At 38.8% G+C, this 20,928-nt stretch carries 19 protein-coding genes; 13 read left to right on the top strand and 6 right to left on the bottom strand.

Annotated features, from left to right (window positions below; all coding sequences use genetic code 11):
• Nucleotides 1-238: 238 nt before the first annotated feature.
• From xdhA to DBO93_RS08400, 9 genes are all read left to right on the top strand, one after another.
• Nucleotides 239-1,696 (top strand): xanthine dehydrogenase small subunit, encoded by a 1,458-nt coding sequence (gene xdhA, locus DBO93_RS08360; RefSeq protein WP_108455924.1) that lies wholly within the window; start codon nt 239-241, stop codon nt 1,694-1,696.
• Nucleotides 1,689-4,052, top strand: coding sequence for a xanthine dehydrogenase molybdopterin binding subunit (gene xdhB / locus DBO93_RS08365; RefSeq protein WP_108455925.1), 2,364 nt, complete (start codon nt 1,689-1,691; stop codon nt 4,050-4,052). The genes xdhA and xdhB overlap by 8 nt, the downstream gene beginning before the upstream one ends.
• A 10-nt stretch (nt 4,053-4,062) precedes the next feature.
• A complete protein-coding gene (xdhC, locus tag DBO93_RS08370; protein ID WP_108455926.1) occupies nt 4,063-4,977 on the top strand; it encodes a xanthine dehydrogenase accessory protein XdhC in 915 nt (304 codons plus the stop codon).
• A 296-nt stretch (nt 4,978-5,273) separates the two neighbouring features.
• The gene (gene uraD / locus DBO93_RS08375; protein ID WP_108455927.1) at nt 5,274-5,774 is read left to right on the top strand and encodes a 2-oxo-4-hydroxy-4-carboxy-5-ureidoimidazoline decarboxylase; all 501 of its coding nucleotides are present in this window, start codon (nt 5,274-5,276) and stop codon (nt 5,772-5,774) included.
• Nucleotides 5,771-6,112, top strand: a complete 342-nt coding sequence (gene uraH, locus DBO93_RS08380) for a hydroxyisourate hydrolase (protein ID WP_108455928.1) — start codon at nt 5,771-5,773, stop codon at nt 6,110-6,112. Before uraD ends, uraH begins: the two co-directional genes overlap by 4 nt.
• A 34-nt stretch (nt 6,113-6,146) precedes the next feature.
• Nucleotides 6,147-6,641: an ureidoglycolate lyase gene (locus DBO93_RS08385; protein WP_204100681.1), complete on the top strand. Its 495-nt coding sequence runs from the start codon at nt 6,147-6,149 to the stop codon at nt 6,639-6,641.
• A 122-nt stretch (nt 6,642-6,763) separates the two neighbouring features.
• Nucleotides 6,764-8,050 (top strand): guanine deaminase, encoded by a 1,287-nt coding sequence (gene guaD, locus DBO93_RS08390; protein ID WP_108455930.1) that lies wholly within the window; start codon nt 6,764-6,766, stop codon nt 8,048-8,050.
• Nucleotides 8,051-8,098: 48 nt separating this feature from the next.
• Nucleotides 8,099-9,289, top strand: a complete 1,191-nt coding sequence (locus tag DBO93_RS08395; RefSeq protein WP_108455931.1) for a urate hydroxylase PuuD — start codon at nt 8,099-8,101, stop codon at nt 9,287-9,289.
• Between the two features lie 314 nt (nt 9,290-9,603).
• On the top strand, nt 9,604-10,230 hold the full coding sequence (locus DBO93_RS08400) for a TetR/AcrR family transcriptional regulator (RefSeq protein ID WP_108455932.1): 627 nt from the start codon (nt 9,604-9,606) through the stop codon (nt 10,228-10,230).
• On the opposite strand, the gene DBO93_RS08405 is transcribed toward DBO93_RS08400, so the two are convergent.
• The 5 genes from DBO93_RS08405 to DBO93_RS18950 form a co-directional block, all read right to left on the bottom strand.
• Nucleotides 10,227-11,093 carry an urea transporter gene (locus DBO93_RS08405; RefSeq protein WP_108455933.1) on the bottom strand — a complete coding sequence of 289 codons (867 nt, stop codon included), beginning with the start codon at nt 11,091-11,093 and terminating at the stop codon, nt 10,227-10,229. The two genes, DBO93_RS08400 and DBO93_RS08405, sit on opposite strands and share 4 nt — an antisense overlap.
• Nucleotides 11,094-11,335: 242 nt before the next feature.
• On the bottom strand, nt 11,336-12,334 hold the full coding sequence (gene bhcD, locus DBO93_RS08410; protein WP_108455934.1) for an iminosuccinate reductase BhcD: 999 nt from the start codon (nt 12,332-12,334) through the stop codon (nt 11,336-11,338).
• Between the two features lie 193 nt (nt 12,335-12,527).
• Nucleotides 12,528-13,673 (bottom strand): 3-hydroxy-D-aspartate aldolase BhcC, encoded by a 1,146-nt coding sequence (gene bhcC / locus DBO93_RS08415; RefSeq protein ID WP_108455935.1) that lies wholly within the window; start codon nt 13,671-13,673, stop codon nt 12,528-12,530.
• 51 nt (nt 13,674-13,724) lie between these two features.
• Nucleotides 13,725-14,246, bottom strand: a complete 522-nt coding sequence (locus tag DBO93_RS18945) for a pyridoxal-phosphate dependent enzyme (RefSeq protein ID WP_239059148.1) — start codon at nt 14,244-14,246, stop codon at nt 13,725-13,727.
• The gene (locus tag DBO93_RS18950; RefSeq protein ID WP_239059149.1) at nt 14,186-14,701 is read right to left on the bottom strand and encodes a pyridoxal-phosphate dependent enzyme; all 516 of its coding nucleotides are present in this window, start codon (nt 14,699-14,701) and stop codon (nt 14,186-14,188) included. Before DBO93_RS18950 ends, DBO93_RS18945 begins: the two co-directional genes overlap by 61 nt.
• 401 nt (nt 14,702-15,102) lie before the next feature.
• On the opposite strand from DBO93_RS18950, the gene DBO93_RS08425 reads away from it, so the two are divergent.
• The gene (locus tag DBO93_RS08425; RefSeq protein WP_108457783.1) at nt 15,103-15,873 is read left to right on the top strand and encodes an IclR family transcriptional regulator; all 771 of its coding nucleotides are present in this window, start codon (nt 15,103-15,105) and stop codon (nt 15,871-15,873) included.
• A gap of 127 nt (nt 15,874-16,000) precedes the next feature.
• Nucleotides 16,001-16,432, top strand: a complete 432-nt coding sequence (locus DBO93_RS08430) for a heme-binding protein (protein WP_108455936.1) — start codon at nt 16,001-16,003, stop codon at nt 16,430-16,432.
• Nucleotides 16,433-16,546: 114 nt separating this feature from the next.
• On the opposite strand, the gene DBO93_RS08435 is transcribed toward DBO93_RS08430, so the two are convergent.
• The gene (locus DBO93_RS08435; protein WP_108455937.1) at nt 16,547-18,157 is read right to left on the bottom strand and encodes a SulP family inorganic anion transporter; all 1,611 of its coding nucleotides are present in this window, start codon (nt 18,155-18,157) and stop codon (nt 16,547-16,549) included.
• Between the two features lie 332 nt (nt 18,158-18,489).
• Here DBO93_RS08435 and DBO93_RS08440 point away from each other — a divergent pair, with 332 nt between their 5' ends.
• Nucleotides 18,490-19,929 (top strand): NCS2 family permease, encoded by a 1,440-nt coding sequence (locus tag DBO93_RS08440; RefSeq protein ID WP_108455938.1) that lies wholly within the window; start codon nt 18,490-18,492, stop codon nt 19,927-19,929.
• A 309-nt stretch (nt 19,930-20,238) separates the two neighbouring features.
• On the top strand, nt 20,239-20,616 hold the full coding sequence (locus DBO93_RS08445) for a hypothetical protein (RefSeq protein ID WP_108455939.1): 378 nt from the start codon (nt 20,239-20,241) through the stop codon (nt 20,614-20,616).
• Nucleotides 20,617-20,928: the final 312 nt, after the last annotated feature.

Here is a 20,928-nt window from a genome sequence, read left to right on the forward strand (position 1 = left end):
GTTTCCGAGAAATATCCACGAGATTTTTGGGATTTTAAACTATTATTATGATGTTAAGGCTAGCAAATTATTCGTTTGAAAGCTATTGAGCTAAAGCGTTAACAGAGTATGCGCTAAAGTAATTTTTAATATTTAACGCGAAAAACATTAATTGACACTTGTGTCAGGTTTTTATTCTGATATATTTAATACTACATAAGCACTTTATAAAATCACAAAACAAGAAGCGAAATTCAATATGACCATAAGTACAGTGCGTTTTTTATTAAACAACGACGTTGTTACAATAGAAAATATAGATCCTAATTTAACGGTTCTTCAGTATTTACGTGAAGAGCGATTTAATAGTGGCACCAAGGAAGGCTGTTCCTCAGGAGATTGTGGCGCTTGTACGGTTGTTATTGCTGAGTTAACCAAAGATAACCAAACGCTAGATTATAAATCGATAAATGCCTGTATTAGCTTTGTCGGCAGTTTACACGGTAAGCAACTGATCACCGTAGAGCATCTTAAGCAGGGTGCAAAACTGCATCATGTTCAACAATCTATGGTCGATAATCATGGCTCGCAATGTGGTTTTTGTACACCAGGCTTTGTTATGTCTTCATTCGCCTTACATAAACAAAATAACAAGCCTAACCGAACAGAAGTACTAGAAGCGCTGGCGGGTAATTTATGTCGTTGTACAGGCTATCGCTCAATTATTGACGCGGCTATGGCGTCTAGTGAGCATTGCGAAGCTGACTCATTTGCCGAACATTATACTCAAACAATACAACAGTTGAATGAGTTTAAAACCTTACCTTCAGCGGCATTATCAAATGCTCGTCATCATTACTTCGCGCCAAAAACTGTCGTAGAGTTAGCCGAAAAATTATTAAAAAATCCGTCAGCAACTTTAGTGGCCGGTGCTACTGATTTAGCATTAACGGTGACACAAAATTTAGCCACCATTGAAGACCTAGTTTATTTGGGAGATGTGGCTGAATTAAACATGATAGAAAACACGGCTGAAGAATTTATTATCGGCTCAGCAGTGCCTTACAGCCAGTTTACTCCAATGTTACATAAAGAATATCATGAGCTTGGTGAAATGATTGAGCGTATAGGCTCAAGACAAATCCGTAATAATGGCACTTTAGGTGGCAATATTGGTAATGCTTCGCCTATCGGTGATATGCCGCCAGCTTTAATTGCGTTAGGTGCAGAAATGACCTTGCAATGCGGTGACAGCGAACGAAAAATAGCAGTAGAAGACTTCTTTGTTGATTACAAAAAAACGCTGTTAAACCCGTCTGAGTTTATAAAGAACATTTATATACCTAAATCTACGCCAGATAAGGTTTTAAAGGTTTACAAAATATCTAAACGCATTGATGACGACATTTCTGCAGTTTTAGCGGCCTTTAATATCGAACTTAAAGATAATATTGTCACCAATGTTCGTATTGCCTTTGGTGGCATGGCGGGTATTCCTATGCGCGCTAAACAATGTGAAGCCGCCTTGTTAAATAAAACTTTAAATGGCGAAAGTATCACCGCAGCGCAATCAGCATTAGCACTCGATTTTAAGCCGATGTCTGATGTGCGTGCTTCTGATAAATATCGCATGAAAGTGGCACAAAACTTAATTCAAAAGTGTTATTTAGAATTACAAAGTAAACAGATTGAAACACGGGTAGTTAATTATGCGTAGTCTTATAAAAACAAAACACTCTAACGAAAATATCAATGCAGAATTAGCTTCTGTCGGTCAAGGCGGTGTTGGTCGTTCTAAAAAGCATGAAAGCGCTGACAAACACGTCAGTGGCGAAGCGCTATATATTGATGACAGACCAAGCCTTCAAGGGCAGTTACATGCTGCTGCAGGTCAAAGCACCATTGCACACGGCCGCATTAAAAGTATCGATTTATCAGCCGTTAAAGCAGCTGAAGGCGTTGTGGCCGTGATCACGGTTGAAGATGTTCCAGGACATACCGATATTGGCCCTGTATTTCCGGGTGATCCGGTGTTGGCTATTGGTCAAGTGGATTATATTGGTCAACCAATATTTGCTGTAGCAGCTACCAGTCATGATTTAGCTAGACGTGCAGTTAAATTAGCGAAAATTGAATATGAAGAATTAACCGCTGTATTAACGGTAAAAGATGCCTTAGCGAAACAAAGCTTTGTTCGTCCGCCATTTACCATGAAACGAGGCGATTCAGAGTCTGCAATTGAACAAGCAGAGCATCAATTATCGGGTGAAATTTCTGTTGGAGGTCAAGAGCACTTTTATCTTGAAGGGCAAGTGTCTACGGCCGAGCCAACTGAAGACGGCGGCATGACCGTATTCTCATCATCACAGCACCCGAGTGAAGTACAAAAGCTAGTGGCTGAAGTGCTTGATATTCCTCTAAATAAAGTGATTGTAGATACTCGCCGTATGGGCGGTGGTTTTGGTGGTAAAGAAACTCAAGCTGCGCCTTGGGCTTGTCTAGCTGCGCTTTTATCTAATCAAACCAAACGTCCTGTAAAGTTTAAATTAAGCCGATCAGACGACATGTGTATGACAGGTAAACGTCATCCTTTTGAAAATAATTACCGCGTTGGCTTTGATAATAATGGTCAAATTAAAGGTATTAATATCGAAGTAAACGGCAATTGTGGTTATTCACCTGATTTGTCAGATGCCATTGTCGATAGAGCTATGTTTCATTCTGATAACGCGTACTTTTTAGATCAAGCAACGGTTACCGGTAATCGCTGTAAATTAAATACTGTGTCGCATACCGCCTATCGTGGTTTTGGCGGCCCGCAGGGCATGATGACCATTGAAATGGTGATGGACGATATTGCGCGCTATTTAGGTAAAGACCCGTTAGAAATCCGTAAAATCAATTTATACGGTAAAGATGATCGCAATGTTACGCATTATCACCAAACGGTAGAACATAATAAAATGGCGGAATTAATTTCATCATTAGAGCAAAGTGCTGACTACCAAGCGCGCAGAAAAAGCATTAGTCAGTTCAATATTGAAAACACCATATTAAAAAAAGGTATTGCTTTAACACCCGTTAAATTTGGTATTTCGTTTACTGTTCAACACTTAAACCAAGCAGGTGCCTTAGTACATATTTATACCGATGGTACTATTCATTTAAACCATGGTGGCACAGAAATGGGCCAAGGTTTATATACTAAAGTGGCCCAAATTGTTGCTGAAGAGTTTCAAGTTAACGTGGATACGGTCGGCGTGTCTGCTACCCGAACTGATAAAGTTCCTAATACTTCACCAACAGCTGCGTCATCAGGCACCGATTTAAACGGTAAAGCAGCACAAGCGGCAGCTATAACCATTAAAGGCCGTTTAATCGCGTTTGCTTGTGAAAAATATAACGTTAGTGAAGCCGAGGTCCACTTTAAAGAAAGCCAAGTCATAGTGGGAACAGAAACATTCTCATTTGCAGAGTTTATTCAGCAAGCCTACATGGGCCGAGTGTCGCTATCTTCAACGGGTTTTTATAAAACGCCAAAAATACACTTTGACCGCGCAACAGGTAAAGGTCGACCGTTCTTTTATTATTCAACCGGTGCTGCGGTATCTGAGGTATTAATTGATACGCTAACAGGTGAATATAAATTATTACGTGCCGACATTTTACATGACGTAGGGCATTCGTTGAATCCAGCAATAGATATTGGCCAAATTGAAGGGGCATTTATCCAAGGTATGGGTTGGTTAACGACTGAAGAATTAGTTTGGAATGATCAAGGTCGACTGTTATCTAATAATCCTGCAACTTATAAAATTCCGGCAATCAGTGATACACCAAGTGATTTTAGAGTTGATTTAGTGCCTGACGATCCTAACCGAGAACAAACTATTTACAATTCTAAAGCGGTGGGTGAACCACCATTTATGTTAGGTATTTCAGTTTGGTCAGCACTTAAAGATGCCATTTCGAGTGTGTCAGATTACAAGTTAAGCCCCGCGCTTGATACGCCTGCAACCCCTGAACGTGTTCTTTGGGCTGTTGAAGCGATGAAAGACAGCGCACAAGCATAGGTAAATACTGATGACAACAAACTGGAGCAGCGCGAGCTATAAATTGAGCAAACAAGGCCAAGCCTATGTCTTAGTGACATTGGTTGGTGTTTCAGGATCAACACCAAGAAATAGTGGTACAAAAATGGTCATCAGCAGTAACGACATTTTTGACACTATTGGCGGTGGTCACCTTGAGCATAAGGCGATTAAACAAGCGAAAAAAATGTTGCTCAGTGGTAAAAGTTGCCAGCATATCGAACATTTTCAACTGGGCAGTAATTTAGGTCAATGTTGTGGTGGTAATACAACCGTGTTGTTTGAATGCTTTGCAACAACCGGTGTTAATATCATGTTGTTTGGCGCTGGCCATGTAGGTAAAGCTTTAGTGCCATTGTTAGCGCAACTGCCGTGTAAAGTAACTTGGGTAGATAGCCGAGAAGCAGAGTTTCCTGTTAATGCTGAGCAATATGATAATGTTCTTAAAGTCGTCAGTGACGCGCCAGAGCTTGAAGTAGCGAGCATGCCAGAAAATAGCTATTTTATTGTCATGACACATAATCACCAAATGGATTTTGAAATATCACAGGCAATTTTAAAGCGTGCTGATTTTCATTATTTAGGGCTAATCGCTTCCGATACCAAATGGCGCAGATTCAAACAACGTTATAAACACCGAGATATAGATGAAAACCAAGTTGCAAGAATGAATTGCCCGATAGGGTTATCTCAAGTTGGCGGTAAATTACCGATGGAAGTCGCCATTTCTGTTTCAGCTGAAATTATTAATATTTACCAAGCTGAACAAACAAAAGTAGCGCAATTAGATGAAATACTTGAACAATCAGAAGAGCATAGCTCAACAACGCCAGTGAACAAAAAACGCCCTAAATCGCAGCAAGGTATTCATTGGCAAGAACTTAAGCAATTACTTAACACTGACTAGCATTTAATTTATCTAACATTTTATTTAACTAACAAAGGCTATCAGGTGCTTGGTTAGTCGTAGCCGGTGATTTGCATGAAAGCGTATAAAACCGTTCTACAATGTGAAATACCTTTACGTTAGAAAGTGTCAGTAAAGAGAGTAATATACTTACTCTCAATAAAATAAATAAATAACAAAATAAATAATAAAACAAGTGATAGCTATGCTTTTATTAGTAGCATTTAGCTTGTATGTCTTACTTTAGTCAATCATTGCATGACAAAGAAACAAACCAGTTAATAACAGGAAATAAGATGAATTTAGCACAATTAAATGAATTAACTATCGATGAAGCCACACACACCTTTATGCAATGTTGTACATCTGCAGCTTGGGTAGAAAAAATGGTTCAGGCGCGTCCTTTTGCAGATAAAAAAGATTTAGAAACTAAAGCAGATATAGCGTGGCAAGGACTTGCTGAAGCAGACTATTTAGAAGCATTTGAAGGTCACCCACAAATTGGCAACGTTGATACGTTAAGAGCAAAGTATGCCAATACCAAAGAACTTGCCAGTGGTGAACAAAGCTCAGTCAGTGAAGCAACCGAGCAAGTGATTGAATCGCTAGCTCAAGGTAACGCAGATTATTTAGAAAAGTTTGGTTTTATATTTATTGTTTGTGCAACAGGTAAAAGCGCGGCACAAATGGTGGCATTATTACAAGCGCGTTTGCCAAACGATAAAGTAACCGAACTGACTAATGCGGCTGAAGAACAACGCAAAATATTTCACTTACGTTTAGAGAAATTAATATGAGCCAAATAACCACTCATGTACTCGACACTACTCGCGGTTTACCTGCGCAAAACTTACCCATTACTTTATTTGTTCAAACCAATGATGGTTGGAATGAGTTAGCGTGCGGTTTAACTAACGCCGATGGCCGAATTGCTGGTTTATTAGCTGACGATTTAGTGCTTGGTGCAGGAATTTATCGTATGCACTTTTCAACTAAACCGTATTTTTTGGCCAATAAAGAGCAAGGTTTTTATCCTTATGTTGATATCGTTTTTGAGCTAGATGGCAGTGCAAGTCATTATCATATTCCGTTGTTATTAACGGCGTTTGGTTACTCAACATATCGTGGTAGCTAATAAAGTTAAGTAGGTAACTATTATGTCAAACAACATACAAGTCGTTACGCCAAAGCCTTTAACACGCGAAGCTTTTAGTGCTTTTGGTGATGTTATTGAAGCTGATGCTGGCGCTAAAATAATCGAAATTAACGATGGCTTTACTCAGCGTTATCATGATCTCGCTAAGGTTGATGTCAGTGATAATGCAGGACACGCAATCATCAACATATTTCGCTCTACACCGCTAGCACAACCGATTGCCGTTAAAATGATGGAACGTCATCCACACGGCAGCCAAGCATTCATACCTATGGGCCAAAATCCATACCTAGTGGTAGTAGCTCCCGCAGGAGAATTTGACGTAAATAAGTTGGAAATTTTCATCGCAAATTCTGACCAAGGCGTTAACTATCATAAAGGCACTTGGCATCATTTCTGTTTAGCACTGGGAGGCGAAAGTGACTTTTTAGTGGTAGATCGCGGAGGTGAAGGTGATAACTGTGACGTGCTGGAATTAGATGGCTCTATCGTTATTACAGAAAGTTAATAACGTCGGACTCCTAATCAACAGTTATCGGTATTAAAAGCTTAAAGTCAATTTTCACATTGACTGATAAATATAAACACTCGTTATAAAAAACAATAAATAAATCAGAAGGTAATAAATTAATGTTGAAAGTATATCGTGGAGAGTTACTGCATTTTTTGGCTGATCCTGCCAAAGTAGCTCTACAAGACAGTTATCAATATATTGAAGATGGGCTCCTCATCATTAAAGATGGGCTTGTTGAACAAGTTGGCGAAGCTAAAACGTTACTTAACACACTAGATACAAGTGTTGAGGTTGTTCATTACGAAAATGGTTTAATGATGCCAGGCTTTATTGATACTCATGTGCATTATCCACAAACAGAAATGATCGCGTCATACGGCGAACAACTGCTTGAGTGGTTAGAAAACTATACTTTCCCATTTGAACGTCAATTTTCAGATCTTGAACACGGTAAAAAAGTCGCAGAGTTCTTTTTAACACAATTACTTGAGGCCGGTACAACAACCGCCTTAGTTTTTGGTACCGTACATAAAGAATCAGTAGAAGCCTTTTTCACCATTGCTCAACAGAAAAAATTACGCATGATTTGTGGCAAAGTGTTAATGGATCAAAATTGTCCTGATTACTTATCTGACACAGCACAAAGTGGTTATGATGACAGTAAAGCATTAATTGAGAAATGGCATAATACTGACCGTTTGCAATATGCTATTACACCGCGATTTGCACCTACCTGTTCAACCGAGCAATTAAACAAAGCAGGGCAGTTATTAGCAGAACACCCAAGTGTTTATTTGCATACCCATTTAAGTGAAAACAAAGCTGAAATTGCTTGGGTAGAAGAACTATTTCCAGATAGCGACGGTTATTTAGATGTATACGATAAAAGTAACTTGCTCAGCCGACGTAGTGTATTTGCTCATGGCGTACATTTGCATGACAGCGAATGCCAGCGTTTAAGTGAAACTGACTCTGCTATTGCTTTTTGTCCTAGCTCAAACCTATTTTTAGGTAGTGGCTTGTTTAACCTTAAGCAGGCAGAAAAGTTTGATGTTAACGTGGGTTTGGGTAGCGATATCGGTGCTGGTACAACGTTCTCGATGTTAAGTACGATAAACGAAGGTTATAAAACACAACAACTTCGCGGCGATAAACTTAGTCCATTTAAATCACTATTTTTAGCTACATTAGGTGGAGCTATAGCTTTAGATCTTGAAGGTACTATAGGTAATTTTGTTAAAGGCGCAGAAGCCGATTTCATTGTGTTGGATTATAACGCAACGCCTTTAATGGATAGACGTATGCAACATTGCAAAACACTTTCAGAAAAACTTTTTATACTAAGCATGTTAGGCGATGAACGCCATGTTAAAGCAACTCATATAATGGGTGAGCGGGTTTAAAAAATACAATAATAATAAAACAACAGATTTTGAACACTAAGGAATTTTATGGACCCGTATATTAATGAATGGCTCAATTTAGTCATTCGATTTGCACATCTTATTACAGGTATTGCTTGGATCGGCGCATCTTTTTATTTTGTTTGGTTAGACAATCATTTAGAAACACCACCACAAGAAAAAGCTGACAAAGGTATTGGTGGTGATTTGTGGGCCATACACGGTGGTGGTTTTTATGAAGTGGCGAAATATAAATTAGCACCACCAAAAATTCCTGAGACATTACATTGGTTTAAATGGGAAGCTTACACCACTTGGATCACAGGTTTTCTATTATTAACGCTTATGTTCTATGTTGGCGCTGAATCATATTTAATTGATAAACGTGTTGCTGACTTATCACAAGTGCAAGCCATCTTGTTAGGTGTTGGTTCTATTGTGGTCGGCGTAGGTATTTACGAATTTTTAGTTAGAACTAAGCTAAGAAATCATGGCCTTATTTTAGGTTTGATCCTGCTTGTTGTAGCAACGGCATTATCGTATGGGTTAACGCAAATATTCAGTGCACGTGGTGCTTACATGCATATGGGCGCTATTATTGGCACCATTATGGCCGGCAATGTGTTTTTCGGTATTATGCCGTCGCAACGTGCTTTAGTTAAAGCCGTAGAAGAAGGTAAAGCACCTGATCCTGCTTATGGTTTAAATGCCAAAGTGCGTTCAACACATAACACTTACACCACCTTGCCCATTATTTTTATTATGATCTCAAATCATTACCCAATGACCTTTAACCATAGTGCTAACTGGTTAGTGTTAATGGTGATTATATTGATCACAGCGGCGGTTCGACAATATTTTGTTTTACGACACTTTGGTAAACAAAAGCCTGTAATTTTGGTTGCTTCGGTTGTTGCGACCGTTGTGTTAGCTGTAGCTATTGCACCGCGCTCAGTTGAGTTAAGCGCAGCGCAACAGCAACAAGTGGTGACTAATGGTGAGGTTACGCAAATAATTGAGCAACGTTGTGGCACTTGCCATGCAGAAACCCCGACCGATGACATTTTTACCATTGCGCCAGCGGGTATTGTGTTTTCTGATATTGATACCATTAAACAATGGGGTCCACGTATTCAAGCACGCGTGATTGATGCCAAAGATATGCCATTTATGAATAAAACCGCGATGACAGATGACGAGCGTATGCGTTTAGCCATTTGGCTTGCGAACTCAAAATAACAACTCGCTAGGATTTTCTTAAAACCTAGGCGAAAATTGATCAACAAATGGCAGCTAGTATCCTAAATTTTTAGTGATATTATCTGCCTTTTTTATCTTAGAGGCTTAGTTAAGTTTAAGTTAGGTTTAAGTTAGGCTTAGCGCTCCACTCGTGTTAAAACTAACTGTTTTTTGATATTATTTTTGGATACTTATTTTTGACAGTATTTTTTGATAATAATAAGCAAAAATAAGTGGCATTATTGTCGCTAAGTATCTGTATATTTAACTAACGTGTAAATACCGCTAATGTTGACGTTGTAATAGGAATTTAAGTGAGTAAAGAAAAAGTAGTTGAAGGGACAATCCGACAAAAAAATAAAGCCATAATATTAGAAGCAGCAAAGAAAGAGTTTGTTACTTATGGTTTTAAAGGGGCATCGATAAAACGCATTGCTGAACGCGCTAATATTGCTCGTGCCAACATTCACTACTATTTTGCTGACAAAACTGATTTATACCAACAGTTATTGAGTGATATTATCGCGGTATGGAATAAAGATTACGACACACTAACTTTGGCTAACGAACCCAAAAAAGTGCTTAGTGCTTATATTCGAGCGAAGGTCATGCACTCTAAAAATGATCCAGATGCATCAAGAATTTTTGCAAGTGAGCTCATTCATGGCGCACCAGTTCTTAACGACTACTTAAATAATGATTTTAAAGTGTGGTTGAATACCAAAGTTATGGTTATTGAATCTTGGGTTGAACAAGGCCTTATTGACCCTGTTAATCCTTACCATTTGTTATTTTTAATTTGGAGTTCAACTCAGCATTACGCCGATTTTAACGTACAAGTTGTCGCGGCACTTGATAAAGAAGCAATGAACGATGACGACTTCGAAGAGGTGGTTGCTTCACTCACTCAAATCATTCTAAAAGGTTGCGGTATTAGCTAGGGAAGTTTATAAACCCCTGTTATTTTCGATTTTACCGCAACGACTATCCAGCTAACCAATACAAATGGCGCTGTTAATGCAGGTATAGCCAGTAAAGTAAGCGCTTGAGAAAGCAACACGCTCAGCAATATACCGATAAAAATCAAGTAATGTTTACCTTGGTAACGTTGAGCTAAGGCAATAGCAACAAGCGCAGCGTTAAAGCCATAACCACCAATTAATAATGTCCCTTCAGAATAACCTAAAGTTCGTGCGATCAGCAGGCCTGTTCCAGAACCAATTAATGCCCAAATAGCCAATTTGTACGAACTTACCAGCAAAGCAACAAAAAATATTAGCCCGGAAAGCCAATAACTTTGAAACATTACTTGGCCTAATCCTCGAAAAACCGTGTGAAAATCAGCAATGTCATGAGTTGAAAATTGTTCGGTTACTGGCGCTATACCTGAAACCTTCATAAAAAGTAATATACACCAAGTAGTCATTATAAAAGGTGCGGTAAAGATAGGAAATTTGGCACTATAGATGAGTAAAATATGGCTAAGTATGGTGGCAAAGCTAGCAGCGATAATGATTAATATTAACGACAAAAAACTCACGGGTAAAAAGAACCACACCGCCGTGCCAACAAGCGCGGCATTAAAGCCATAAACACCTTGCTGAACTAACCTTGAGTTGAATTTGCATAATGTAGCGGTGATAAAGCTCACTAACACAGCCAACAATGCTCCTAACAACATGGTAACTGAATTAATAGCGATACCAAGACAGAACAGTAAGCCTGTTAAGGTATTTTGTTGCAGCATAACTTGAGAAAAACTACGAAAAATAGTTTTACTGACATGATGGAGAGTGTGCTTCATTCTGGTATGTGCCTAAGTTTTAGCATGTAAAAGGCTAGTGTTATCAATTAAAAATGGTGATAAAGATTAAGGGTTTTAATATTACTGAGTCAGGTCAAACACGTTATTTAATACGCTATTTTAGGTGCACAATATTAAGGTGCAATTTCAGCGGCGATATTAGCACCGCTGAGCTTATTTACACCATTAATTTAAATGAAAACTGACAGAGAAATTAATAGCTAATAACTAAGAGTTAAAAACTAAAGTGAAAAATAAGTAGCCAAGCCTTTTTCTTCTGCTAACGCTGCGGCGACAGAGGCAACGGCTAAATCTTGTAAACCCACACCGGTGCCGTCGAATAACGTAATTTCATCATCACTCGTTCTTCCTGGTTTTACACCATTGATAACATCGCCAATTGAGACAATATCGGTATCTTTAATCAAGCCAGAAGCAATTGCATGTTGTGCTTCACCAATGGTAATTGACTGTGCAAGTTCATCAGTAAACACACTAGCGGTGACTAATAGCTCGGCATCTACTTCTTGTTTACCTTTAGTATCGGTGCCCATACACGCAATGTGCGTTCCTGGTTTTATCCACGCTTTATCGATTAAAGCCTCAAACGCTGAAGTAATGGTAATAATAACATCGGCCTGAACACAAAGTGCTTCGCGACTAAGTCCTTCAAATGGCACGTTTAACTCTTTACAAACATCAGCAAGGTTACTCAATTTGTCTGCGTGTAAGTTCCATGCCACAACTTTTTCAAAACTACGCTGTTCTAAAGCTGCACGTAACTGGAAGGTTGATTGATGACCTGCACCGACAATGCCTAACACTTTAGCGTTTTTACGGGCTAAATGAGCAATTGATACCGCAGAAGATGCCGCTGTACGAACGGCCGTTAAGTAGTTTCCACCGACTAATGATTTTAATTTACCTGTATCAGGATCGAATAAAATAACAGTCGATTGATGGTTCGTTAAACCTTTGTCTGTATTGCCAGGCCAGTAACCGCCTGATTTTAAACCCAGCACCATGCCATCGCGGTCAAAGCCTGACTTAAAACCATAAAGCGCATTTTTATGGCCAATGGCTTCACGGATCACAGGGAAGTTATAGGCGGTATTTTTCGCCATCGCAGCAAATACATTTTCTACGGCAATAAAGGCATTTTCTCTGCCGATTATTTTTTGGCATACTGCTTCAGATATTACTGAAACACCTTGGTTTTTCTTTATGGGAGACTGACTCATTATTGTATCCTTAAGTTATCAATTGGCTGAAATAGGGCATCAAGTTGTTACTCTTTTATGCGATGAAAAAACTCCCAAAGGTAAGGTTAAAAGTCATTCGTTATTGTCGGTTGGGAAACAGATAAAAACGACAAGCTTAACCATTACGCCTTGGGAGAATAAAACTTTAAACCTGAATTTAAAAACGTGCCGCTTAGTAAGCTTTGCCACGTGCTGATACTGGCCACAGCGCTTCAACTTTGCCATTGCGCACACCTACATAGTAGTCATGAACATTACAGGTAGGGTCACAATGACCAGGCACTAGCTTTAACTTTTCATTAATTTTTAAGACACCGTTAGGATCTGAAATCACGCCGTGTTCATCTGAGCACTTAATATATTCAACATCATCACGTCCAAATATATAAGGTAAGCCGCTATCAACAGACTGTGCTTTAAGACCAGCGTCACAAATAGCTTTATCTATTTTTGTATGACTCATTACTGACGTTAATATAAATAGGGCATTTTCAAATTCAGAGATTTTTTCACCGTTCTCATCGTGAATCCGTTGATAATCAGCATCCATAAATGCGTACGAACCACATTGTAATTCGTTGAATACGCCCGAGTTACCTTCAAAGTAATATGAACCTGTGCCGCCACCGCCAACAATATCGCACGTTAATCCTTCCACCTTAAGCATTTCAATGGTGCGAGCTACCATTGCAATCGCTATATCGAGCTTTTCTTTTCGTTCTTGAAAGTTTTCCATGTGCTGCATTGCACCTTGGTATGCTTGAATACCCGCAAATTTTAAGCCCGGTGTTGCATGAATAGCTTTAGCGATATCAACAACTGGTTGTCCTTCACTTACACCACAACGTCCAGCACCACAGTCTATTTCAACTAAACATTCAATTTCAGTACCGTGTTTTTTAACGGCAAGCGCAAGTTCTGCAACATTATCAAGGTCGTCAACACAACAAAGTGTACGCGCACCTAATTTAGGCATGCGGGCTAAACGGTCAATTTTTGCAGGGTCACGTACTTGGTTTGATACCAGTACATCTTTAATACCACCTCGTGCAAATACTTCTGCCTCAGATACCTTTTGACAACATACCCCGCAACTGTCGCCAAGCTTTTCTTGTAATAGCGCAATATCAACAGATTTATGCATTTTGCCGTGTACGCGATGACGAACCCCCATTGCTTTTGCATAGTTACCCATGGTGACAATGTTGCGCTCTAGGGCGTCTAAATCTACGACTAAACAGGGGGTTTGAATATCAGCTTCTGCCATACCTATAGCTGCCGGAATGTCGTAACCTACTTCTAAATTACTTGTAGTCATTTTTATCTCCAAAATTTCTGTTGTTATTAAGTTTATGTCTTTGAACTGAATCTATTTATTCATCCATGGCAGTTTGTCTAAATCGACATTGCCACCGGTAAGAATTACCCCAATTCGTTTACCTTTGAAAACATTTGGGTTTTTGAGAATAATGGCTAATGTGACAGCACTACTAGGCTCTACGACTATTTTCATACGTAGCCAAATAAGCTTCATCGCAGCAATAATTTCATCTTCTGTTGCCGTTAAAATGTCGGTAACGTGATTTTTAACAAAATGCCAAGTTAAATCTTTTAGGGGAACTTTAAGACCGTCTGCAACGGTGTCTGGAGCATCGTCAGCAATAATATGACCGGCTTTAAATGATCGGGCTGCATCGTCAGCATTTAGTGGCTCTGCGGCATATATTTTTATGCTAGGCGCTATGGTCGATAAGGTTAAGCAAGTGCCTGAAATCATGCCGCCACCACCGATAGGGGCTACAACAGTATCTAAATTTTCAACTTGGCTAATTAACTCTTTTGAGCAAGTGGCTTGGCCTGCAATAACACGAGGATCGTTGTAAGGGTGCACAAAGTCAGCCCCGATTTAGCCACTACTTCAGCAAATACTGCTTCACGCGAAGTGGTCGAGGGTTCGCACTCAATAATTGTACCGCCATAACCAATAACTGCATCTTTCTTGGCTTGCGGAGCCGTTCTTGGCATAACAACCGTAACCGGAATACCGCGTCGACCAGCCGCATAAGAAAGTGATAACGCATGATTGCCTGACGAATGTGTCGCAACACCAATTTTTGCTGCTTCATCAGATAAACCAAATACGGCATTACAAGCACCGCGTACTTTAAACGCAGCCGCTTTTTGTAAGTTTTCGCATTTAAAAAATAATTCAGCACCGGCTAGTTCATTAATAAACCGTGAAGTTAAAACAGGTGTTTCATGAATGTAGGGCTTAATGCGATCGTGTGCTTCAAGTACATCGTCGTAAGTTGGAATGTACATAGGCTTTTCTGTTGAACTGCTCAAATTCGGCTCCTTTTTTATTGAATAACCACGGCTAAATGGCTGACTATTTTGTTTACTTAAAGGATTTAAGTGCGTTGCTTTTGTATGGGTTTATAAAAGCAGGTTTGATTTATTTAAGTTATTCCACCTTATGGAAAATGGTAGGGTCAGGCAATCAAGGTTGATTTCACTATATGAAATTCTTTTATTGTTATTGTAATTACCATTTATTAAGTTCATAAAAATCAATCGTTAACGAGGTGGTTATGTTCTGACGTGTACGGGATTTCACAATGTGGAATTATTATTGTGTAATTTAGCTATTTATTATGGTTGTTTTAGCATTATATTTAACTACAGAGTCAGTAAAGTAGATTTGCTAACAGCAAGTTAAATCCCTAATGGAAGACAGTGTGAGTTTTATGAAAAAGCATAAACCAGAATCTCGTATTCAAGTGATTGACCGAGCAGCGATGTTATTAGACGCAATTTCACGTTACTCATTACCCGTAACACTTAAGGCGTTGAGTGCTGATACTAATTTAGCGCCTTCAACGGCTTTTCGTATCTTGCATTCGTTGATTGATAACCACTTTGTTGATCGAGATAGTGTTGGCAGATATCAGCTCAGTGGTCGACTTATAAGACTCAGTAGTAATCAAAGTAACGCGATAGACTTTCGTCAGGTCGCTATTCCTTACATGGAAAAGCTACGTGATAAGTTTGGTGAAACTATTAACTTAACTACGCGCGAAGGTGATGTGGTTATTTATGTCGAAAAAGCGATTCCAAATCGTATGATGCATGTTCAACAAATTATTGGTAGCAGGGCACCGTTGCACGTGACCGGTGTTGGCAAAATGATGCTAGGTCGAGATGGTGTAGAAGGTATTAAAGGCTACGCACAGCGCACAAATCTACCCACTTATACACGCAAAACCTTTTCAAAGTTCGATACCCTAGTTGACGAATGCTTAGCTTGTGTTGACCAAGGTTATGCATTTGATAACGAAGAAGCGGAAATGGGCGTTGGCTGCATTGGTGTACTTTTATATGACAAGTTTGGCGAAGTTGTAGCAGGGCTTTCAGTTTCGGCTCCAATTCAAAGACGTAAAGATGAATGGATCAAGCATTTAATTAAAGCAGGAAAGTCAATTTCCATTGAATTGGGTCATGTTATTGCAAAAGTATAAATGAGCCAAAATTTAATACAGTTCAAGTTAATACATATAACGTTAAATCAATAGAATCAATACATAACATAGGGTATTGAAGACGTTGGTTTAATAAGGAATTTTAAAAAACTAAAGAGTGTAAACTATGTTAACAGTAAATAGATTAAATCAATCAGAGGCGAAATTAATTATTGATGGCGCGGTAATAAAGGCAAAGGAGTTTGGCGTGCCTATGTGCATATCGGTTGTTGATGAGTCAGGAAACTTACTTGCTTTTGAGCGCATGGACGGTGGAAAAATACACAGTATTACGTTATCTCAAGATAAAGCTTTTACCGCCGCTTCAGCTCGCAAAGGTACCCATATTTTTAATCAGGCTTGTATTCCGGGCCATGAAAATAACTTATTTGGTATACACACCGCATTAGGTGGGCGTATGTGCATTGTAGGCGGAGGCTTACCCATTACTTATCAAGGCGAAGTAGTTGGTGGCATAGGTGTAAGCTCTGGCTCGCCGGAGCAAGATCTTGGTTGCGCGCAAGCAGGCGTTGATACCTTCGAGCAACTCTCATCGTAAATTACAGTTAATAAAAGTAAATAACTTTGGCTCTAGCCTTGCATTGCAAAAGAGCCAAAACAGGTAAATAGTTGAGTGCAGCGAGTACGAAATTACTCGCTACACTCAATAATATTATGGTTGTATTTGATTTTTTAAATAATATAACGCTTCAATTCTAGTATTAAATATCTGCTCTCTTGGTACTTTGTCAAATAATTGTAATTTATTAAAATCATCACGAACTCGCTGACAGATATTAGATAAAAGTATTTTTCTACCTTGTGTTTGATAACTCATAATAATTTCTTCAATAGCTATTGTGCTGGTAATGCCAACAAAACGCGCATCAGTAAAATCGATCAATAAGGCTTTGTTTTCATCTAATTTTGACACACTTTGCTTTAACCCTCGTGCGACACCAAAACCTATTGGGCCTGATATGTTGAGTAAAAGTACATGGTTATTTAACTCAGTAAATAACTCTTTTTCGTAAATCGGTAAGTGCAGTGCGTCTTGCGCTGTTAAGAGCTTAATATTGTCTAATTGAATTTCTGATAACCGACGAATAGTAACCAAATTTGCCACAAATGCTGAAATTAATACCGCGGTAATTAAGTCAAATATAACCGCCATCACCATAGTTGAAATCATCAAAGCAACACTAAACAGTGGGATTTGATGTACACGTTTTAGAAAATTCCAATCAATAATACTAATACCAACATGGGTTAAAATTGCCGCGAGTACCGCCACAGGTATATAAGCCGTATATTCGCCTGCCCATAAGACAATAGCGAGAATAAAAAGTGCATGCAAAATACCGGATAAAGGTGTTGTTCCTCCTGCTCTTAAATTTGTTACGGTGCGCATGGTCGCGCCGCCACCGGGTAAGGCACCGAAAAAGCCTGCAATAATATTACCTATGCCTTGGCCCACTAGTTCTTGATCAGAATTATGTAAATCATTACTGATACTATCAACCGTAAGTGATGTCATTAAAGAGTCTAAAGTACTCAAGGTGGCAATCAATAATGCCGACTTGATCATTTCACCTATTAAATCACCTTGCCAAGTAGGGAAATTAAACGCGGGTAGCTCACTTGATATAGCACCAACAACCGGAATGGCACTGTCAGAAAAAATATAAAAAAGCGTTGCACCAATAACCGCAACAATACTTGCAGGTATCACTCGACTGAATTTTTGTGGCCAGACAAAAAGTACTGCTAAACAAACTAAGCCGAGCAGGGTATTTGTGCTGGTAAATATTGAAGATGAAAAAGATAAATCAGCAAGAGGCTTGCCAAATAAAGGTGTAATTTGGGATAAAATAATCAGGATACCAACACCTGACGTGAAGCCTGAAATAACCGGATAAGATATCAGAGTAAAATACTTACCCAGCTTGAAAAAGCCAAAAAGCATTTGGAAAACACCTGCCATGCTAACCACGGTAAAGGCCATCGCAATACCATGTTCAGGAGATTGCGCTATAAAACTGGTTAAAATGGCCACCATTGCAATGGTTAAACCGGTATTAGGACCTGATATTTGTTGATTAGTACCACCAAATATAGAAGCAAATAACCCCGTTATAATAGCGCAATAAATACCTGCACTTGCACCCGCGCCCGACGTTACGCCAAAGGCTAAAGCAAAAGGTAATGCCACTATGGTAGAGGTAAGAGCACCAAAAATGTCGCCTTTGATACTACGACGATTAAAATGTGAAAGTTGAAGCATAACAGCCTAATAATAAAAATTTCAATGAAGGCACTAACGTAACCACAACTAAATTTAGTTTGAAGTAATGCAGCACATTGCCCAGTGTAATCAGTTCATCAAGAACTAAAGTCTAGTATACAAGAAAAACTAATTTCTTGACACTATTGACAGGTTTTCTGATTTAAGTATAGGATGAAGTTGTTACATGATGATAAAAAATTAAATAAATTGTTAAAAACAAGAAGCGTTAATCGCGAAAATCGACAATTAAAGTGGTTAATAAATTATCTAAATAGGGCTTAATTTATAAGCATTACAAAGCCTAATTATAAACAACTAGAGAACAAATTATGGATGATCAAGCCGGTAACACCGCCAGTGCAGCGACTCACGATTTAAGCTTCTTAGAACGATTTTTTAAATTGAACTCGCACAATACCAACGTAAAAACAGAGCTAATGGCAGGGTTAACCACCTTTGTAACTATGTCATACATCATGTTTTTAAATCCTATTATTATGTCGAAAACCGGTATGCCGTTCGATGGCTTATTTTTGGCGACATGTTTAGGAGCTGCTATTGCCACCATTATGATGGGGCTATATGCAAACTGGCCAGTAGGGCTTGCGCCAGGTATGGGTTTAAACGCATTTTTCACTTTTTCTGTTGTTGGCGCTATGGGGTACAGTTGGGAAATTGCCTTAGGTGCAGTATTTCTTTCTGGTGTTATTTTCGTGCTAATGAGTGTTACAAGGCTTCGAGAATGGATGTTAGACAGTATTCCCCTTAGTTTACGGCTTGCAATGACCGCAGGGGTAGGCTTGTTTTTGGGTTTTATAGGCCTACGCTTTACCGGTATTGTTGTTGCCAACCCTGATAATATAGTTGCTCTGGCTGATTTAACACATTTTGGCTTTGGAGAGTTTGGCCCTGAAGCTCCAGCACTAGGTTTTTTAAGCTTTTTACTGATAACAGTATTGAGTTATCGCAATGTATTTGGTGCGGTAATTATTGGTATCGCCATAACAACCCTGATAGCTTTTATTATGACATGGGTACTCCCAACAGAATTTTTTGTCGTGGCAGAAGCCGCCAAATCATTCGCACCAGCATCTGGTTTTGTTAGCTATAACGGCATGTTAGCGATACCTGACTTTTCAGCACTTAAACCTATACTTTGGAAAGCCGACATAGCAGGTGCTTTTCAAGTCGCTTTGATCCCCGTTATTGTTACTTTCTTATTTGTGAATATATTTGATACCGCTGGCACATTAATGGGCGTTGCAGAACGTGCTAAATTACAAGATAAAAACGGTAAAATTATTGGCTTAAGTAAATCATTAAAAGCCGACTCTATTTCTTCAGTAATTGGTACCGCTTTTGGTTGTCCACCCGTTACCTCATATGTTGAGTCTGCTGCTGGTGTTGCTGTTGGCGGTAGAACAGGCTTAACAGCCGTAACCATTGGGTTACTATTTGCGGCAGGTATGTTCTTTTTACCACTAGCACAAATGCTACCTGGCTTTGCGGTTGATGGCGCACTAATTTATGTTGCCATGTTAATGATGAGCTCATTAAGAGGCCTAGATTGGGATGATTTAACCGAATATGCACCCGCCGTTAGCACAACCGTTATGATGGCTTTTACTTTCTCAATTGCCAACGGTATTGCATTTGGTTTTATAACTTATACCGTTCTTAAATTAGGTGCAGGAAAGCATAAAGATATTTCAAATGGTGTTTGGGCGTTAACCGCACTGTTCGTAGCGAAATTTATCTTTTTAACATAACGGCTATTTAATATTGCTTAAAGGTCAGTATGATTTATTAGTGCTTTTAGCCTATCGTTTTTAATTTTAATGATAATTTTAAATTAAAAATAAAGCACTGTATTTTTATACAGTCACACCGTAAATCCCGCTTTATTGTAGAAAGGCAGATTAAATCTTCCTTTCTACATCGCTTTATTCAGTAACTAATAACAACATATTGAATGATAAATATTAATTATGTATATTGATTTGAATAAATATTCATTAGATGGAAGTTTTACTTGTGGAAAGTGGGATATTATCTGTCTAATAAGCTGTTAGCCATATATGAAATTAGCATCATCTATCATCGTAATAATTATCGTGCTTTTACTTATTTGGAGTGATTCAAATATGTGGGAGGATGGTGCTTATGCGGTTTATTATATCGATGGAGATATTAAATTAGGTATTAAAATCGATGATAAAGGCTCTTTTCATGGCAGAGTAGATAGCAAAATTATCGCCGTTGGTGCTAATGAAAACTATGTTGTAGCAAAGCAATTAATTACTGGTTCAGACTCAGTTTCTTATTTTTACATAGATAAGAAAAAGGACAATATTTACCTTAATCCAGATGAAATAACAGAAGGTCCATATACTGAACTGCAATTTAAAAACTTAAGTCAAAAGTTAAACTTCCCCAATTTTAGTAAGGAGTTTTAAATATGGCTAACAAGTTACTCAAACGGACGCTAAACAGTTGGCTAGCGCTCGTTCCTCGCAATTTTAGCCAACAATTTCGCGCCGCTTAGTAAGGCGTTAGTTTGCTAGTAAATTTAGGTGTTTTTAAAGGCGTGGTTACAGGTTTTTATCAGCATTTAAGTTAGTAGTTATCAATCACAGGAAGTGTCTAGGTTTTACCGCTATTTTTCAGCGTTCTCACTTTCATGTATTGTAGCTCAATGTAGTGTTATCTTTTTTCGTGGTTGTTGATGGTGTCGTGTCTTAAAAAAAGCTCGGAGCATCAGCAACTAA

Source organism: Colwellia sp. Arc7-D (assembly GCF_003061515.1).
Lineage (GTDB): Bacteria > Pseudomonadota > Gammaproteobacteria > Enterobacterales > Alteromonadaceae > Cognaticolwellia.

Bases quoted from the DNA above. Each gene is read 5' to 3' on its own strand.
- uraH (WP_108455928.1), top strand. From the start codon at position 5,771: ATGAGCCAAATAACCACTCATGTACTCGACACTACTCGCGGTTTACCT.
- bhcC (WP_108455935.1), bottom strand. From the start codon at position 13,673: ATGACTACAAGTAATTTAGAAGTAGGTTACGACATTCCGGCAGCTATA.
- DBO93_RS08395 (WP_108455931.1), top strand. From the start codon at position 8,099: ATGGACCCGTATATTAATGAATGGCTCAATTTAGTCATTCGATTTGCA.
- xdhA (WP_108455924.1), top strand. From the start codon at position 239: ATGACCATAAGTACAGTGCGTTTTTTATTAAACAACGACGTTGTTACA.
- DBO93_RS08430 (WP_108455936.1), top strand. From the start codon at position 16,001: ATGTTAACAGTAAATAGATTAAATCAATCAGAGGCGAAATTAATTATT.
- bhcD (WP_108455934.1), bottom strand. From the start codon at position 12,334: ATGAGTCAGTCTCCCATAAAGAAAAACCAAGGTGTTTCAGTAATATCT.
- DBO93_RS08405 (WP_108455933.1), bottom strand. From the start codon at position 11,093: ATGAAGCACACTCTCCATCATGTCAGTAAAACTATTTTTCGTAGTTTT.
- DBO93_RS08425 (WP_108457783.1), top strand. From the start codon at position 15,103: ATGAAAAAGCATAAACCAGAATCTCGTATTCAAGTGATTGACCGAGCA.
- DBO93_RS08440 (WP_108455938.1), top strand. From the start codon at position 18,490: ATGGATGATCAAGCCGGTAACACCGCCAGTGCAGCGACTCACGATTTA.
- DBO93_RS08435 (WP_108455937.1), bottom strand. From the start codon at position 18,157: ATGCTTCAACTTTCACATTTTAATCGTCGTAGTATCAAAGGCGACATT.
- xdhC (WP_108455926.1), top strand. From the start codon at position 4,063: ATGACAACAAACTGGAGCAGCGCGAGCTATAAATTGAGCAAACAAGGC.
- guaD (WP_108455930.1), top strand. From the start codon at position 6,764: ATGTTGAAAGTATATCGTGGAGAGTTACTGCATTTTTTGGCTGATCCT.
- DBO93_RS08445 (WP_108455939.1), top strand. From the start codon at position 20,239: ATGAAATTAGCATCATCTATCATCGTAATAATTATCGTGCTTTTACTT.
- uraD (WP_108455927.1), top strand. From the start codon at position 5,274: ATGAATTTAGCACAATTAAATGAATTAACTATCGATGAAGCCACACAC.
- xdhB (WP_108455925.1), top strand. From the start codon at position 1,689: ATGCGTAGTCTTATAAAAACAAAACACTCTAACGAAAATATCAATGCA.